Below are 16842 nucleotides of genomic sequence, written 5' to 3' on the forward strand. Positions count from 1 at the left end.
TTTACGCGTATGACAGGCTCCGGAAGACGGTTGTTGCGCACGTATTCGGTGAACGCACTATGGCGACGCTGGGGCGTCTTATGAGCTTGCTGTCACCCTTTGACGTGGTGATATGGATGACGGATGGCTGGCCACTGTATGAATCCCGCCTGAAGGGAAAGCTGCACGTAATCAGCAAGCGATATACGCAGCGAATTGAGCGGCATAACCTGAATCTGAGGCAGCACCTGGCACGGCTGGGACGGAAGTCGCTGTCGTTCTCAAAATCGGTGGAGCTGCATGACAAAGTCATCGGGCATTATCTGAACATAAAACACTATCAATAAGTTGGAGTCATTACCCACTAACCAGACGGTAATTTATCGAATACACCCTGATGCGCGTAATCGCCTGACCGCAGGTTACATGACCAGCTACTTTATTGGCGGTGCCGCCGGTTCGCTAATTTCAGCCTCAGCCTGGCAACATGGCGGTTGGGCTGGTGTTTGTCTGGCTGGCGCGACGATTGCCCTGGTTAACTTACTGGTCTGGTGGCGAGGTTTTCATCGTCAGGAAGCCGCAAATTAAGCAATCAGCAACCGTTTTCGTGGCTTTACACTTATAAGGGTGTTAAGAAGCCCATCAGTCTGATAAGGTTAAGATATTCATTCAGTCTATTTATAATATTAACAATCGTTAAGCGTACACTCTATGGAAAGCCCTACTCCACAGCCTGCTCTTGGTTCGGCGACCTTCATGGAAGGATGCAAAGACAGTTTACCGATTGTTATTAGTTATATTCCGGTGGCCTTTGCGTTCGGTCTGAATGCGACCCGTCTGGGATTCTCTCCTCTCGAAAGCGTTTTTTTCTCCTGCATCATTTATGCAGGCGCGAGCCAGTTCGTCATTACCGCGATGCTGGCAGCCGGGAGTAGTTTGTGGGTTGCTGCACTGACCGTCATGGCAATGGATGTTCGCCATGTGTTGTATGGCCCGTCACTGCGTAGCCGTATTATTCAGCGTCTGCAAAAATCGAAAACCGCCCTGTGGGCATTTGGCCTGACGGATGAGGTTTTTGCCGCTGCAACCGCAAAACTGGTACGCAATAATCGCCGCTGGAGCGAGAACTGGATGATCGGCATTGCCTTCAGTTCATGGTCATCGTGGGTATTTGGTACGGTAATAGGGGCATTCTCCGGCAGCGGCTTGCTGCAAGGTTATCCCGCCGTTGAAGCTGCATTAGGTTTTATGCTTCCGGCACTCTTTATGAGTTTCCTGCTCGCCTCTTTCCAGCGCAAACAATCTCTTTGCGTTACCGCAGCGTTAGTTGGTGCCCTTGCAGGCGTAACGCTATTTTCTATTCCCGTCGCCATTCTGGCAGGCATTGTCTGTGGCTGCCTCACTGCGTTAATCCAGGCATTCTGGCAAGGAGCGCCCGATGAGCTATGAGGTTCTGCTGCTTGGGTTACTGGTTGGCGTGGCGAATTATTGCTTCCGCTATTTGCCGCTGCGCCTGCGTGTGGGTAATGCCCGCCCAACCAAACGTGGCGCGGTAGGTATTTTGCTCGACACCATTGGCATCGCCTCGATATGCGCTCTGCTGGTTGTCTCTACCGCACCAGAAGTGATGCACGATACACGCCGTTTCGTGCCCACGCTGGTCGGCTTCGCGGTACTGGGTGCCAGTTTCTATAAAACACGCAGCATTATCATCCCAACACTGCTTAGTGCGCTGGCCTATGGGCTCGCCTGGAAAGTGATGGCGATTATATAACCCACAAGAATCATTTTTCTAAAACAATACATTTACTTTATTTGTCACTGTTGTTACTATATCGGCTGAAATTAATGAGGTCATACCCAAATGGATAGTTCGTTTACGCCCATTGAACAAATGCTAAAATTTCGCGCCAGCCGCCACGAAGATTTTCCTTATCAGGAGATCCTTCTGACTCGTCTTTGCATGCACATGCAAAGCAAGCTGCTGGAGAACCGCAATAAAATGCTGAAGGCTCAGGGGATTAACGAGACGTTGTTTATGGCGTTGATTACGCTGGAGTCTCAGGAAAACCACAGTATTCAGCCTTCTGAATTAAGTTGTGCTCTTGGATCATCCCGTACCAACGCGACGCGTATTGCCGATGAACTGGAAAAACGCGGTTGGATCGAACGTCGTGAAAGCGATAACGATCGCCGCTGCCTGCATCTGCAATTAACGGAAAAAGGTCACGAGTTTTTGCGCGAGGTTTTACCACCGCAGCATAACTGCCTGCATCAACTCTGGTCCGCGCTCAGCACAACAGAAAAAGATCAGCTCGAGCAAATCACCCGCAAATTGCTCTCCCGTCTCGACCAGATGGAACAAGACGGTGTGGTTCTCGAAGCGATGAGCTAACGCGTCATCTCGCTCAAAAATCCAGATTTATAAAAGAAAAAATGACCGGCCAGCATCGCAACATGCTGGCCTTTTTGGCAAGCAGGTCGGCTCAGCCGATGAGTTAAGAAGATCGTGGAGAACAATATGAGCGCAAATGCGGAGACTCAAACCCCGCAGCAACCGGTAAAGAAGAGCGGCAAACGTAAGCGTCTGCTCCTCCTTCTCACCTTGCTCTTTATAATTATTGCCGTAGCGATAGGGATTTATTGGTTTTTGGTACTGCGTCATTTCGAAGAAACCGATGACGCATACGTGGCAGGGAATCAGATTCAAATTATGTCTCAGGTGTCTGGCAGCGTGACGAAAGTCTGGGCCGATAACACCGATTTTGTAAAAGAAGGCGATGTTCTGGTCACTCTCGACCCGACAGATGCTCGCCAGGCGTTTGAAAAAGCCAAAACTGCACTGGCTTCCAGCGTTCGCCAAACCTACCAGCTGATGATTAACAGCAAACAGTTACAGGCGAATATTGAGGTGCAAAAAATCGCCCTCGCGAAAGCACAAAGCGACTACAACCGCCGTGTGCCGCTGGGCAATGCCAACCTGATTGGTCGCGAAGAGCTGCAACACGCCCGCGACGCCGTCACCAGTGCCCAGGCGCAACTGGACGTCGCTATTCAACAATACAATGCCAATCAGGCGATGATTCTGGGGACTAAACTGGAAGATCAGCCTGCCGTGCAACAGGCTGCCACCGAAGTACGTAACGCCTGGCTGGCGCTGGAGCGTACCCGTATTGTCAGTCCGATGACCGCTTATGTCTCCCGCCGCGCGGTACAGCCTGGGGCGCAAATTAGCCCAACGACGCCGCTGATGGCGGTCGTTCCAGCCACCAATATGTGGGTGGATGCCAACTTTAAAGAGACGCAGATTGCCAATATGCGTATCGGTCAGCCGGTCACTATCACCACGGATATTTACGGCGATGATGTGAAATACACCGGTAAAGTGGTTGGTCTGGATATGGGCACAGGTAGCGCATTCTCACTGCTTCCGGCGCAAAATGCGACCGGTAACTGGATCAAAGTCGTTCAGCGTCTACCTGTGCGTATCGAACTGGACCAGAAACAGCTGGAGCAATACTCGCTGCGCATTGGTTTGTCCACGCTGGTGAGCGTCAATACCACTAACCGTGACGGTCAGGTACTGGCAAATAAAGTACGTTCAACACCGGTCGCGGTAAGTACCGCGCGTGAAATCAGCCTGGCACCTGTCAATAAACTGATCGACGATATCGTAAAAGCTAACGCTGGCTAATCCAGAGGTGCGTGTGATGCAACAGCAAAAACCGCTGGAAGGCGCGCAACTGGTCATTATGACGATTGCGCTGTCACTGGCGACATTCATGCAGGTGCTGGACTCCACCATTGCTAACGTGGCGATCCCCACTATCGCCGGGAATCTGGGCTCATCGCTCAGCCAGGGAACGTGGGTAATCACTTCTTTCGGGGTGGCGAATGCCATCTCGATCCCGCTTACCGGCTGGCTGGCAAAGCGCGTCGGGGAAGTGAAACTGTTCCTTTGGTCCACCATCGCCTTTGCTATTGCGTCGTGGGCGTGTGGTGTCTCCAGCAGCCTGAATATGCTGATCTTCTTCCGTGTGATTCAGGGGATTGTCGCTGGGCCGTTGATCCCACTTTCGCAAAGTCTTTTGCTGAATAATTACCCGCCAGCCAAACGCTCAATCGCGCTGGCGTTGTGGTCGATGACGGTGATTGTCGCGCCAATTTGCGGCCCAATCCTCGGCGGTTATATCAGCGATAATTACCACTGGGGCTGGATATTCTTCATCAACGTGCCAATTGGCGTGGCGGTGGTGTTGATGACACTGCAAACCCTGCGCGGACGCGAAACCCGCACCGAACGGCGGCGGATTGATGCCGTGGGGCTGGCACTGCTGGTTATTGGTATCGGTAGCCTGCAGATTATGCTCGACCGCGGTAAAGAGCTGGACTGGTTTTCATCACAGGAAATTATCATTCTTACCGTGGTGGCGGTGGTGGCGGTGGTGGCGGTGGTGGCTATCTGCTTCCTGATTGTCTGGGAGCTGACCGACGATAACCCGATAGTCGATCTGTCGTTGTTTAAGTCGCGCAACTTCACCATCGGCTGCTTGTGTATCAGCCTCGCGTATATGCTCTACTTCGGCGCGATTGTTCTGCTGCCGCAGTTGTTGCAGGAGGTCTACGGTTACACGGCGACCTGGGCAGGTTTGGCCTCTGCGCCGGTAGGGATTATTCCGGTGATCCTGTCGCCGATTATCGGCCGCTTCGCGCATAAACTGGATATGCGGCGGCTGGTAACCTTCAGCTTTATTATGTATGTCGTCTGCTTCTACTGGCGTGCCTATACCTTTGAACCAGGTATGGATTTTGGCGCGTCGGCCTGGCCGCAGTTTATCCAGGGGGTTGCGGTGGCCTGCTTCTTTATGCCGCTGACCACCATTACGCTGTCTGGTTTGCCACCGGAACGACTGGCGGCGGCATCGAGCCTCTCTAACTTTACGCGAACGCTGGCGGGGTCTATCGGCACGTCGATAACCACGACCATGTGGACCAACCGCGAGTCGATGCACCATGCGCAGTTGACTGAGTCGGTAAACCCGTTCAACCCGAATGCCCAGGCGATGTACAGTCAACTGGAAGGGCTTGGGATGACGCAACAGCAGGCATCAGGCTGGATTGCCCAGCAGATCACTAATCAGGGGCTGATTATTTCCGCCAATGAGATCTTCTGGATGTCAGCCGGGATATTCCTCGTCCTGCTGGGGCTGGTGTGGTTTGCTAAACCGCCCTTTGGCGCAGGTGGCGGCGGAGGTGGTGCGCACTAAGTACAACTAAGCCAGTTCATTTGAACTGGCTTTTTTCAATTAATTGTGAAGATAGTTTACTGACTAAATGTGCAGTTCCTGCAACTTCTCTTTCGGCAGTGCCAGTTCTTCGTTGCTGTTGATGCGTACGTCACGTTCCAGAATGCTACGCGCAATATCCTGCGCTTCCTGCAACGAGTGCATCTGGTAAGTGCCACACTGGTAGACGTTCAGCTCCGGGATCTGATTCTGATCCTGCACTTTCAGCACGTCTTCCATTGCCGCTTTCCAGGCATCAGCAACACGCTGCTCATCTGGCGTACCAATCAGACTCATATAAAAACCGGTGCGGCAGCCCATTGGCGAGATATCGATAATCTCTACACCATTACCGTTAAGATGGTTACGCATAAAACCAGCAAACAGGTGCTCCAGAGTATGGCTCCCTCTTTCTGGCATCACTTCTTTGTTCGGCACGCAGAAGCGCAGATCGAACACGGTGATTGCGTCGCCATGCGGGGTGTTCATTGTTTTCGCCACCCGAACTGCAGGCGCTTCCATCCGGGTATGATCGACTGTGAAGCTATCTAACAACGGCATTTAGCCACCTCCGGTAATTTTTTTAAAAATTTTCTGAACTCTTTCTTCCCAGGCGAGTCTGAGTATATGAAAGACGCGCATTTGTTATCATCATCCCTGAATTCAGAGATGAAATTTTGGCCACTCACGAGTGGCCTTTTTCTTTTCTGTCAGGCGTGTTTTTCCAGCCACACCGCAAACGGTTCGGTATCAGCGGTTTCCATTTCCTGCTGACGGCGTTCAGATGCCTCGCGCTCGGCTACAAAATCCTCTTCGCGCAGAATTTCCAACGGCTCTTCACGCAGCAGATTACGGTAGGCTTCTGCAAACGCTTTGCCTGTTCCGCCAATACCAGTATCAATCATAGACCTTAAGATACGGGCAGAGAAAGTCAGATCGGGATTATCGAAGCAGGCGACCAGTTCATCACACACTTTCTGATACGCTTCGCCGCCGTTAATGCTATCCAACGTTTGCGCGACGCGTTTCAGATCGCGGAACAGATCTTTACCCACCTGCGGTAACGGGAACTGCGCGGTTTCGCAGCCGATACCCAGCGTCAGGCCCGGTTTGCGACCTTCGAGGATCACCCGGTTCCAGTTAACGCGTGTACAGGCAAGTTCGCTACTGCTCATTTCCGGTGCATCAGCCAGCGCACACCAGACCATAAACAGGTCGAGGAATCGCACCTGCTGTTCATCTACACCAATCGGCGAGAACGGGTTGATGTCCAGCGAACGCACTTCAATATATTCAATGCCGCCACGTAACAGCGCATCAGAAGGTGACTCGCCGCTGCGGGTAACGCGTTTTGGACGAATCGGCGCATACAGTTCGTTTTCAATTTGCAGCACGTTGCTATTGATTTGCAGCCTCTTACCGTCTTTCTCAATACCAATCTTCGCGTACTCTTCCGATGGCGTTTTGATTGCCTGTTTAAGGCCCGCTACGTACTCGTAAAGATCGTTGAAGGTAATACCAAGATTGCTTTGCGATTTATTGGTATAGCCGAGATCGCTCAAACGAAGAGAGGTCGCATACGGCAGGTAATACATACCGCACTCGGTTTTCTCAAACGGCAGCGACGTTGGTTTTCCTTGCAGGAAAGAAGAAAAAATCGCCGGAGATGCACCAAACAGATAAGGAATGACCCAACCGAAACGATAGTAATTGCGGATAACGCGGAAATAGCCCGCAGAAATTTTCTCTTTGGCATCAGTGCCCGAGATATCACCGCACTTCGCTTGCCAGAATGCCATTGGCAAAGAGAAATTGTAGTGCACGCCGGAAATGGTTTGCATCAGCGCGCCGTAGCGATTTTTCAGCCCTTCACGATACAGCGTTTTAAAGCGTCCGGTGTTAGAAGTGCCGTACTGTGCCAGTTCGATGTCCTGACCTTCTGCGATGTAGCATGGCATACTTAACGGCCACATCCGCTCATCGCCCATATTGCGCGCCGTATAACGATGCAGATCGCGCATAAAGGTCAACATATGTTCAATATCACCATCCACTGGTGTAATGAATTCCAGCAATGCTTCCGCAAAATCGGTAGTAATCCATTTGTGCGTCAGTGCGGAACCTAATGCTTCAGGATGACCTGTTGTTGCCAGTGTGCCATCAGCATTAACACGCAAAGTTTCGCGCTCCAGCCCACGCTGTATCCCCTTTAACGCCTGAGGATGTTTTTCCAGCCAGGCCAGCGCCTGTGATACGTCCGGGATCAAATTGACCTCCCGCCTGTCAAAATCGTTTTAATTAGCATAACTGTAATGGTGACCATATGTGCAGGCCTACAATTAGTGCCACCACATCATGCCCTGAACGGTAGCTGCTGCAACTGCAACATAGCGTAACGCTTTACCAAGGCACAAAAAAAAGATTACCGGTCCCCACGAGATGCGCATCCATCCCGCTAACAGACACAGTAAATCGCCAACCACGGGCATCCAGCTTAATAATAGCGTGACTGCACCATAGCGTTTCAGCCAGCCAGTAGCTTTCTCTTGCCAGCGCGATGTTTTACGCAATGGAAAGAAACGCCCAAGGATAACGTTAGTTAACCCTCCAAGGCTATTACCCATTGTTGCTGTTAAAACTAAAACCCAGGGATAACTGATCCCGGAAAGCAACATTGCCACCAGCACGACTTCGGAGTTGCCGGGTAATAGTGTAGCGCTGAGAAAACTACGGGCAAACAACGAGAAAAGCGATAACGCTTCACTCACAGCAAGCGAACATCCACGGCGTCCATGCCTGCTGCACGGGCCGCCTGAATACCGAAATCGGCATCTTCAAAGACCACACACTGCGTCGGTTGCACGCCCATACGCTGCGCGCACAAAAATGTGTCTGGCGCGGGTTTATGGTGTTTGACGTGATCAGCAGCGACGACGGCGTCAAAATAACGGCGTAATCCCAGGTGCGCCAGCAATGCCTCAGCGATGGCGCTTTCACTCCCCGTTCCTACAGCCATTGGGCGACGACCATGCCAACTTTTCACCACTTCAACAAGAGGAAGCGGCTCGACACTATCCAGCAGCATACTTCTTACTGCTTCTGTTTTTTCACGCGCTAACGCATGCGGGTCGAGATCGGCCTGATTCAGCTCAATAATTGCCTGAGCAATACGCCAGGTGGGCGATCCATTAAGCGCAATCATTGCCTGAACATCGTACTGAAGACCGTAGTGCCCTAATACTTCGCGCCACGCTTTACGGTGCGTAGGCTCCGTATCCAGGATTGTGCCATCCATATCAAAAATTAAACCTGCATAACGCTCGTACATGGTCTTCTCGCAAGTCGAAAAATATGACGCTACTTTAGCGTAATTGCTTGATTTTGTCGCTGATGGCGAAGGAGAAGAAAATTCAGGAAATGGATAAAGTAGTTATTTAGAAATGAGATATTTTTGAAGGAAATTTTTGGGAGAAGATGGTGCATCCGGGAGGATGACTCACTGGCGTTCGCCCTTCGGGCCTTGCTGACGCAACGTTATCCTCCCTGGTGCCTGCGGTTAATACCGCTATCTCTTCGATACCTTCATTGCTGAAGGTTACGGAGAATATGGTGCATCCGGGAGGATTCGAACCTCCGACCGCTCGGTTCGTAGCCGAGTACTCTATCCAGCTGAGCTACGGATGCATCGGGAAAATTTATTTTACTGCTGATATTGATATCGCTACTAAAGCCATATCAAGTAAGAGATGGTGCATCCGGGAGGATTACTCGCCTTGCGGCTCGCCCTTCGGGCCGTTGCTAAAGCAACGTTATCATCCCTGGTGCCTGCGGTTAATTCCGCTACCTCTTCGATACCTTCATTGCTGAAGATTTCGGAGAATATGGTGCATCCGGGAGGATTCGAACCTCCGACCGCTCGGTTCGTAGCCGAGTACTCTATCCAGCTGAGCTACGGATGCATCGGGAAACTTACTTTACTGCAGATTTTTTGATACCGCTACTAAAGCCGTATCAAGTAAGAGATGGTGCATTCGGGAGGATTACTCGCCTTGCGGCTCGCCCTTCGGGTCGTTGCTAAAGCAACGTTATCCTCCCTAGTGCCTGCGGTTATACCGCCACCTCTTCCATACCTTCATCGCTGAAAGTACGTAGAATATGGTGCATCCGGGAGGATTCGAACCTCCGACCGCTCGGTTCGTAGCCGAGTACTCTATCCAGCTGAGCTACGGATGCAAATGGCGGTGAGGCGGGGATTCGAACCCCGGATGCAGCTTTTGACCGCATACTCCCTTAGCAGGGGAGCGCCTTCAGCCTCTCGGCCACCTCACCACACGCCTCTTACGAGTGCTTCGAAGAACTTGTTTATCGCTCATCGTCGCTGCGTGGCGCACATATTACTTTCTGAGACTTATAAGTCAAACAATTTTTCCCACACTTTTATCGTTTGCACACTTCACGCTCAATTAGTCTGTAAAAACGTCAAAGAGTGTTTTATCTACAGAAAAACGGAGGTCTGGCAGATAGCAGTAATGCAAAAAAATGGAGACTTAAGTTGAATGAACGGGAGTAAAGCGAAAAGACTATAGAGTGAAGGAGAAATTTTGAGGGTGCGTCTCACCGATAAAGATGAGACGCGGAAAGATTAGTAACTGGACTGCTGGGATTTTTCAGCCTGGATACGCTGGTAGATCTCTTCACGGTGAACAGAAACTTCCTTCGGGGCATTTACGCCAATACGTACCTGGTTGCCCTTCACCCCTAAAACTGTCACGGTGACCTCATCCCCAATCATGAGGGTCTCACCAACTCGACGAGTCAGAATCAGCATTCTTTGCTCCTTGAAAGATTAAAAGAGTCGGGTCTCTCTGTATCCCGGCATTATCCATCATATAACGCCAAAAAGTAAGCAATGACAAACACATTACATGTAAGCAGTCATGGCATTACATTCTGTTAAACCTAAGTTTAGCCGATATACACAACTTCAACCTGACTTTATCGTTGTCGATAGCGTTAATGCGAATGCCGTGAAGCGAGTCCACGGCATTGCCTGACGCTTATATTATTGCAATTTCGCGCTGACCCAGCCTTTCACACTGGCTAACGCTGCAGGTAAGGCCGCAGCATCCGTACCACCGGCTTGCGCCATGTCAGGACGTCCACCACCCTTGCCGCCCACCTGCTGAGCGACCATACCAATCAGTTCCCCTGCTTTCACACGATCTGTGACGTCCTTAGATACGCCTGCAATCAGAGAAACCTTACCTTCGGCTACCGTTGCCAGCACGATAATTGTCGACCCCAGCTGATTTTTTAAATCGTCAACCATGGTACGCAACATTTTCGGCTCAACACCGCTAAGCTCGCTAACCAACAGCTTAACACCATTAACATCAATTGCCTTACTGGAAAGATTTGCGCTCTCCTGTGCGGCAGCTTGTTCTTTAAGCTGTTGTAGTTCTTTTTCTAACTGACGCGTACGTTCCAGTACTGAGCGCACTTTATCCGCCAGATTATTGCTATCGCCTTTCAGCAGATGCGCGACTTCGCTTAAGCGATCGCTGTCTGCATGAACGGTGGTGATAGCGCCTTCTCCGGTTACCGCTTCGATACGACGAACGCCTACAGCAGTACCCGATTCAGAGATGATGCGGAACAGACCAATATCACCAGTGCGGCTGGCGTGAGTACCGCCACACAGCTCGGTGGAGAAATCGCCCATGCTCAGCACGCGTACACGCTCATCATACTTCTCGCCGAACAGCGCCATCGCACCTTTCGCTTTCGCCGCTTCGAGATCCATGATGTTGGTTTCGATCGGCAAATTGCGACGAATCTGTGCGTTCACCAGGTCTTCGACCACACGAATCTCTTCCGGTTTCATCGCTTCGTTGTGTGAGAAGTCGAAGCGCAGCACCTTGTCGTTAACCAGTGAACCTTTCTGCGATACATGAGTCCCCAGAACCTGGCGCAGCGCAGCGTGCATCAGGTGCGTTGCGGAGTGATTCAGACGAATACGGGCGCGACGAGCCTCATCAACATCAGCCTGCACAGCGTCGCCCACTTTCAGAGAACCCGCAGCAAGTTTACCGATGTGACCAATCGCCTGGCCGTATTTCTGCGTATCTTCCACCGCGAAGGAGAAGTTAGCGCCTTTCAGTTCGCCTTTATCACCAACCTGACCGCCGGATTCCGCATAGAATGGTGTTTGATCTAGCACGACCACAGCTTCCTGGCCTGCATTGATGGCATCAACCGCTTTACCATCAACAAACAGCGCGGTCACTTTGCCGTTCAGTTCCAGATGGTCATAGCCTTTAAATTCAGATGCACTATCAACACGGATCATTGCGTTGTAATCGGCACCAAAGCCGCTGGCTTCGCGCGCGCGACGACGCTGCTCTTCCATTGCTGCTTCAAAACCAGCTTCGTCAACTTTGATGTTGCGCTCACGACAAACATCAGCCGTCAGGTCAACCGGGAAGCCATAGGTGTCGTACAGACGGAAAGCCGTTTCACCATCCAGCGTATCACCAGAAAGTTTTGCCAGCTCTTCATCCAGCAACGCCAGACCGCGCTCCAGAGTACGGGCAAACTGCTCTTCTTCAGTCTTCAGCACCTGCTCAACCTGCGCCTGCTGGCGTTTCAGGTCTTCACCCGCAGAGCCCATAACGTCGATCAGCGGACCAACCAGTTTGTAGAAGAAGGTTTCTTTCGCGCCGAGCATATTGCCGTGACGCACTGCGCGACGAATGATACGACGCAGTACATAACCACGGTTTTCATTGGACGGCATTACGCCATCCGCGATCAGGAACGCACAAGAACGAATGTGGTCAGCGATTACGCGCAGCGATTTATTGCTCAGATCGGTCGCGCCAGTGACTTTCGCTACCGCCTGGATCAACGTGCGGAACAGGTCGATGTCATAGTTAGAGTTAACGTGTTGCAGCACCGCAGCAATACGCTCCAGACCCATACCGGTATCTACAGACGGCTTCGGCAGCGGTTCCATCGTGCCATCTGCCTGGCGGTTGAACTGCATGAAGACGATGTTCCAGATCTCAATGTAGCGGTCGCCGTCTTCTTCCGGACTTCCCGGAGGGCCACCCCAAATGTGGTCGCCGTGATCGTAGAAGATTTCGGTGCACGGGCCGCACGGACCAGTGTCACCCATCTGCCAGAAGTTGTCAGATGCGTATGGCGCACCTTTGTTATCGCCGATGCGAATAATACGTTCGCGCGGGATCCCGACTTCTTTTTCCCAGATTTCGTAGGCTTCGTCGTCGCTTTCATAGACGGTAACCCACAGACGCTCTTTCGGCAGGGCAAACCATTTTTCGCTGGTCAGCAGTTCCCATGCAAACTGAATGGCATCGTGTTTGAAATAGTCGCCGAAGCTGAAGTTGCCCAGCATTTCGAAGAAGGTATGGTGACGCGCGGTGTAACCGACGTTTTCCAGGTCGTTGTGTTTACCACCCGCACGCACGCAGCGTTGGGAAGTGGTAGCGCGGGAATAATTACGCTTGTCGAGCCCAAGGAACACATCCTTGAACTGATTCATCCCGGCGTTGGTAAACAACAAAGTTGGGTCGTTATGGGGTACCAGGGAGCTGCTGGCAACTACCTGATGTCCCTTACTATGGAAAAAGTCGAGAAACGCCTGACGGATCTCAGCGGTGCTCTTGCTCATAATTATCCTGAAATCAAGCTAACGAAATATCGCCACCAGCTCCAGCGTGTCTTAACCGCCGGGCTGGTAACTGAAAAGTGGGAATAAGATAAGTTTTCTTGACTGGGAAGTAAAATACCGTATGCGTTCAGTCGGCAAAATTTCGCCAAATATCCTGGATATCTTCCATCAGATAGCCACGATAGAGCAGAAAACGCTGGATCTTAACTTTTTCTGAAAAGACAGTTGGCAAAGGTTCACCATATTTTCGCGTCGCCTGATCGCGCGCCAGTGCGCACCAGTCGATGTCACATTCACGCATCGCTTTTTCTGTCGCTTCGCGGGAAATACCTTTCTGATTCAGTTCCTGACGAATACGTGCAGGTCCATAACCTTTGCGGCTACGGCTGGCGATAAAGCGCGCAACAAATCGGCTGTCATCGAGATAGCCATGTTCATGGCACCAGGCAATAACGCGCTCGTAATCTTCTGCCGTAGCATCAATCTCTTCTGGGCCATTTTTGCCCATAATCGGTGCCGCGAGTTTACGTCGCAGTTCTTGCTCACTGTGATCGCGCACCGCCAGAATGTGTACCGCACGATCCAACAGGCGAGCATATGCCGGGCGACGGGACGTTGATTCTGTCATGGCATATCCTTACAACTTAAAAAAGCAAAAGGGCCGCAGATGCGACCCAGGTTTTGCTGATAAACAGATTTAATAGTCAATGAGTGTGCAGAATGTTCCCGCAGGCCCAATTCGTTAGAGGATCGAGGTGAGAGTAATTTTTCACGCCAGTGCTGGCCTGTTCCCCTCACCCTAACCCTCTCCCCAAAGGGGCGAGGGGACCGTCCGTGCACACATTATCTATTATCATCAATAACGAACGATTAAAAATCTTCGTTAGTTTCTGCTACGCCTTCGCTGTCATCTACAGAGAAATCCGGCGTTGAGTTCGGGTTGCTCAGCAGCAACTCACGTACTTTCTTCTCGATCTCTTTCGCGGTTTCCGGGTTATCTTTCAGCCAGGCAGTTGCATTCGCTTTACCCTGACCGATCTTCTCACCTTTGTAGCTGTACCACGCGCCTGCTTTCTCGATCAGCTTCTCTTTTACGCCCAGGTCAACCAGTTCGCCGTAGAAGTTGATACCTTCGCCGTAGAGGATCTGAAATTCAGCCTGTTTAAACGGTGCAGCGATTTTGTTCTTCACCACTTTCACGCGGGTTTCGCTACCCACCACGTTTTCGCCCTCTTTCACCGCGCCGATACGACGGATGTCGAGACGAACAGAGGCGTAGAATTTCAGCGCGTTACCACCGGTAGTGGTTTCCGGGTTACCGAACATCACACCAATTTTCATACGGATCTGGTTGATGAAGATCAGCAGCGTGTTGGACTGCTTCAGGTTACCCGCCAGCTTACGCATCGCCTGGCTCATCATACGTGCCGCAAGGCCCATGTGAGAGTCGCCGATTTCGCCTTCGATTTCCGCTTTCGGCGTCAGTGCCGCCACGGAGTCAACGACGATAACGTCTACTGCACCAGAACGCGCCAGGGCGTCACAGATTTCCAGTGCCTGCTCGCCGGTGTCCGGCTGGGAGCACAGCAGGTTGTCGATATCGACGCCCAGTTTACGTGCGTAGATTGGGTCCAGCGCGTGTTCAGCATCGATAAACGCACAGGTTTTACCTTCACGCTGCGCTGCGGCGATCACCTGCAGCGTCAGCGTGGTTTTACCGGAAGATTCCGGTCCGTAGATTTCGACGATACGGCCCATCGGCAGACCACCTGCCCCAAGCGCGATATCCAGTGAAAGCGAACCGGTAGAGATGGTTTCCACATCCATGGAACGGTCTTCACCCAGGCGCATGATGGAGCCTTTACCAAATTGTTTCTCAATCTGGCCCAGTGCTGCCGCCAACGCTTTCTGTTTGTTTTCGTCGATAGCCATTTTTACTCCTGTCATGCCGGGTAATACCGGATAGTCAATATGTTCTGTTGAAGTAATTATACTGTATGCTCATACAGTATCAAGTGTTTTGTAGAAATTGTTGCCACAAGGTCTGCAATGCATACGCAGTAGCCTGACGACGCACCGCATCACGGTCGCCGCTGAAGCATTCCCGCCGGGTAATGCCTTCACCGCGGGCAGTGGCAAAAGCAAACCAGACGGTGCCGACAGGCTTCTCTTCACTGCCGCCATCCGGCCCGGCGATACCACTAATAGACACGGCATAATCAGCACGAGCCGCTTTCAGTGCGCCTATCACCATTTCCACCACGACGGGTTCACTCACCGCGCCATGCTGCGCCAGCGTCTCTTCGCGTACGCCGATCATCTGCGCTTTGGCTTCGTTACTGTAGGTGACAAATCCGCGTTCAAACCAGGCGGAGCTATCGGCAATATCGGTAATCACTTTCGCTACCCAACCACCGGTACAAGACTCGGCAGTTGTTACGGTTGCGCCACGGGCTTTCAGCGCCTGCCCAACCTGTTCACTTAACTGCATCAGTTCACTGTCAGTCATCACAACCTCTGTCAGTCAAAAATTTATGCCGGACAAGATAGCACTTTCGTCAGGAAGATGGTGTTGGCGTTGCAATTTTACGAGGAGGATTCAGAAAAAAGCTGATTAGCCAGAGGGAAGCTCACGCCCCCCTCTTGCAAATAGTTACTGCACGCGCGCCAGCGCCACGGCTTGTCCTAACTGCCAGACCGCCATTGCGTAATGGGTGCTGTGGTTATAACGGGTAATGGTGTAGAAGTTCGGCAGACCGTACCAGTACTGGTAACCGGTACCGACATCCAGACGCAGCAGGCTGGCTTGTTGATGGTTGCCCAGCGGCTGCTGTGGCGTTAAACCTGCCGTGGCAAGCTGCGAAATGCTGTACCTGGTTTTGAAGCCATTTGGCAAGCCTGGAGCCTGACCGTTTGCCATTACCGCGACCTGATCGCCTTTCACCCAGCCGTGCGCTTTGAAATAGTTCGCCACGCTACCGATCGCATCAACCGGATCCCACAGGTTGATATGCCCGTCGCCGCTGAAATCTACCGCATATTGTTTGTAAGACGACGGCATAAACTGTCCGTAGCCCATCGCCCCGGCAAAGGAACCTTTCAGATTGAGCGGATCGTCCTGCTCGTCGCGCGCCATCAGCAGGAAGGTTTCCAGCTCGCCAGAGAAATACTCCGCGCGGCGTGGGTAGTTAAATGACAGCGTTGCCAGCGCATCGAGGATGCGAGTTTTCCCCATCACGCGCCCCCAGCGGGTTTCAACGCCGATAATCCCGACGATAATTTCCGGCGGTACGCCATACACCTGCCACGCGCGATTCAACGCATCTTCATACTGATTCCAGAAAACCACACCGTTCTGCACGTTGTCCGGCGTAATAAATTTTTTGCGATAACGCAGCCATGCGCCGTTCGGACCTGATGGCGGTTTCACCGATGTGGTTGGTGCCTGGTTATCCATCAGCCGCAGTACCGAATCCAGACGCTTCGCCTGGGAGAGAATTTCCTGCAACTGCTGACGATCGAAACCGTGTTTGTTCACCATTTTGTCGATGAACTGCTGGGCATTCGGGTTATTAGCGAAATCGCCGCCCATCTGCATCACATTGTGCTGCGGCTCAAGCAGGAAGCCGCCAGACGGCGTTCCGGTGGTCGTTTCAGTCTCAGTAGGTTTTGGCTTGCTGCTACAGGCGGCAAGCAACACAAAAAGGGGAAGCAATGTTACATAACGACGCTTGAACATGAGGGGGCCATTTAACAGATTCAACCAGGGGCAAGTATGGTAAAGCATCACGCCCCGCACAAGGAAGCGGTAGTCACTGCCCGATACGGACTTTACATAACTCAACTCATTCCCCTCGCTATCCTTTTACTCAAACTTTCAAATTA

At 51.8% G+C, this 16842-nt stretch carries 15 protein-coding genes, 4 tRNA genes and 2 pseudogenes; 7 read left to right on the forward strand and 14 right to left on the reverse strand.

The window, feature by feature from the left end; all coding sequences use genetic code 11:
• The 7 genes and pseudogenes from BFF42_RS22005 to emrB all read left to right on the forward strand — a co-directional run.
• A pseudogene (locus BFF42_RS22005) lies at positions 1-326 on the forward strand (IS1-like element IS1B family transposase); the annotation flags it as partial.
• Between the two features lie 16 nt (positions 327-342).
• Positions 343-567, forward strand: a pseudogene (locus tag BFF42_RS22010) (transporter); the annotation flags it as partial.
• 123 nt (positions 568-690) lie between these two features.
• Positions 691-1428 (forward strand): L-valine exporter subunit YgaZ, encoded by a 738-nt coding sequence (gene ygaZ / locus BFF42_RS22015; RefSeq protein WP_000445646.1) that lies wholly within the window; start codon positions 691-693, stop codon positions 1426-1428.
• Positions 1418-1753: an L-valine transporter subunit YgaH gene (gene ygaH, locus BFF42_RS22020; RefSeq protein WP_000119763.1), complete on the forward strand. Its 336-nt coding sequence runs from the start codon at positions 1418-1420 to the stop codon at positions 1751-1753. The genes ygaZ and ygaH overlap by 11 nt, the downstream gene beginning before the upstream one ends.
• A 90-nt stretch (positions 1754-1843) precedes the next feature.
• Complete coding sequence (emrR, locus tag BFF42_RS22025; protein ID WP_000378442.1) at positions 1844-2374, forward strand: multidrug efflux transporter EmrAB transcriptional repressor EmrR; 531 nt, start codon at positions 1844-1846, stop codon at positions 2372-2374.
• A gap of 126 nt (positions 2375-2500) precedes the next feature.
• Positions 2501-3673 carry a multidrug efflux MFS transporter periplasmic adaptor subunit EmrA gene (gene emrA, locus BFF42_RS22030; RefSeq protein ID WP_012421237.1) on the forward strand — a complete coding sequence of 391 codons (1173 nt, stop codon included), beginning with the start codon at positions 2501-2503 and terminating at the stop codon, positions 3671-3673.
• 16 nt (positions 3674-3689) lie between these two features.
• Positions 3690-5246 (forward strand): multidrug efflux MFS transporter permease subunit EmrB, encoded by a 1557-nt coding sequence (emrB, locus tag BFF42_RS22035; protein ID WP_039060344.1) that lies wholly within the window; start codon positions 3690-3692, stop codon positions 5244-5246.
• A gap of 63 nt (positions 5247-5309) precedes the next feature.
• Here the strand turns inward: emrB and luxS are convergent, their stop codons facing one another.
• The 14 genes from luxS to mltB form a co-directional block, all read right to left on the reverse strand.
• Positions 5310-5825, reverse strand: coding sequence for an S-ribosylhomocysteine lyase (gene luxS, locus BFF42_RS22040; RefSeq protein WP_001130216.1), 516 nt, complete (start codon positions 5823-5825; stop codon positions 5310-5312).
• A 149-nt stretch (positions 5826-5974) separates the two neighbouring features.
• The gene (gene gshA / locus BFF42_RS22045) at positions 5975-7531 is read right to left on the reverse strand and encodes a glutamate--cysteine ligase (RefSeq protein ID WP_000611811.1); all 1557 of its coding nucleotides are present in this window, start codon (positions 7529-7531) and stop codon (positions 5975-5977) included.
• 72 nt (positions 7532-7603) lie between these two features.
• The gene (locus tag BFF42_RS22050) at positions 7604-8032 is read right to left on the reverse strand and encodes a YqaA family protein (RefSeq protein WP_001287447.1); all 429 of its coding nucleotides are present in this window, start codon (positions 8030-8032) and stop codon (positions 7604-7606) included.
• Positions 8029-8592, reverse strand: coding sequence for a fructose-1-phosphate/6-phosphogluconate phosphatase (gene yqaB / locus BFF42_RS22055; protein WP_000273304.1), 564 nt, complete (start codon positions 8590-8592; stop codon positions 8029-8031). The genes BFF42_RS22050 and yqaB overlap by 4 nt, the downstream gene beginning before the upstream one ends.
• Before the next feature lie 279 nt (positions 8593-8871).
• A tRNA-Arg gene (locus tag BFF42_RS22060) sits at positions 8872-8948 on the reverse strand.
• A 198-nt stretch (positions 8949-9146) separates the two neighbouring features.
• Positions 9147-9223: transfer RNA gene (locus tag BFF42_RS22065), tRNA-Arg, on the reverse strand.
• A gap of 197 nt (positions 9224-9420) precedes the next feature.
• A tRNA-Arg gene (locus tag BFF42_RS22070) sits at positions 9421-9497 on the reverse strand.
• A gap of 3 nt (positions 9498-9500) precedes the next feature.
• A tRNA-Ser gene (locus BFF42_RS22075) sits at positions 9501-9593 on the reverse strand.
• A gap of 313 nt (positions 9594-9906) precedes the next feature.
• Positions 9907-10092 carry a carbon storage regulator CsrA gene (gene csrA / locus BFF42_RS22080; RefSeq protein WP_000906486.1) on the reverse strand — a complete coding sequence of 62 codons (186 nt, stop codon included), beginning with the start codon at positions 10090-10092 and terminating at the stop codon, positions 9907-9909.
• Between the two features lie 234 nt (positions 10093-10326).
• Positions 10327-12957: an alanine--tRNA ligase gene (gene alaS / locus BFF42_RS22085; RefSeq protein ID WP_039060343.1), complete on the reverse strand. Its 2631-nt coding sequence runs from the start codon at positions 12955-12957 to the stop codon at positions 10327-10329.
• 127 nt (positions 12958-13084) lie between these two features.
• Complete coding sequence (gene recX, locus BFF42_RS22090) at positions 13085-13585, reverse strand: recombination regulator RecX (RefSeq protein WP_000140497.1); 501 nt, start codon at positions 13583-13585, stop codon at positions 13085-13087.
• A 242-nt stretch (positions 13586-13827) separates the two neighbouring features.
• Positions 13828-14889 carry a recombinase RecA gene (gene recA, locus BFF42_RS22095; protein ID WP_000963143.1) on the reverse strand — a complete coding sequence of 354 codons (1062 nt, stop codon included), beginning with the start codon at positions 14887-14889 and terminating at the stop codon, positions 13828-13830.
• A 79-nt stretch (positions 14890-14968) separates the two neighbouring features.
• Positions 14969-15466 (reverse strand): nicotinamide-nucleotide amidase, encoded by a 498-nt coding sequence (gene pncC / locus BFF42_RS22100; protein ID WP_012421252.1) that lies wholly within the window; start codon positions 15464-15466, stop codon positions 14969-14971.
• Positions 15467-15610: 144 nt separating this feature from the next.
• Positions 15611-16696 (reverse strand): lytic murein transglycosylase B, encoded by a 1086-nt coding sequence (gene mltB / locus BFF42_RS22105; RefSeq protein WP_001299653.1) that lies wholly within the window; start codon positions 16694-16696, stop codon positions 15611-15613.
• Between the last annotated feature and the right edge of the window lie 146 nt (positions 16697-16842).

The sequence above is a fragment of the Shigella sp. FC1661 genome (assembly GCF_001712525.1).
In the GTDB taxonomy this organism is placed as follows: Bacteria; Pseudomonadota; Gammaproteobacteria; order Enterobacterales; family Enterobacteriaceae; genus Escherichia; species Escherichia coli.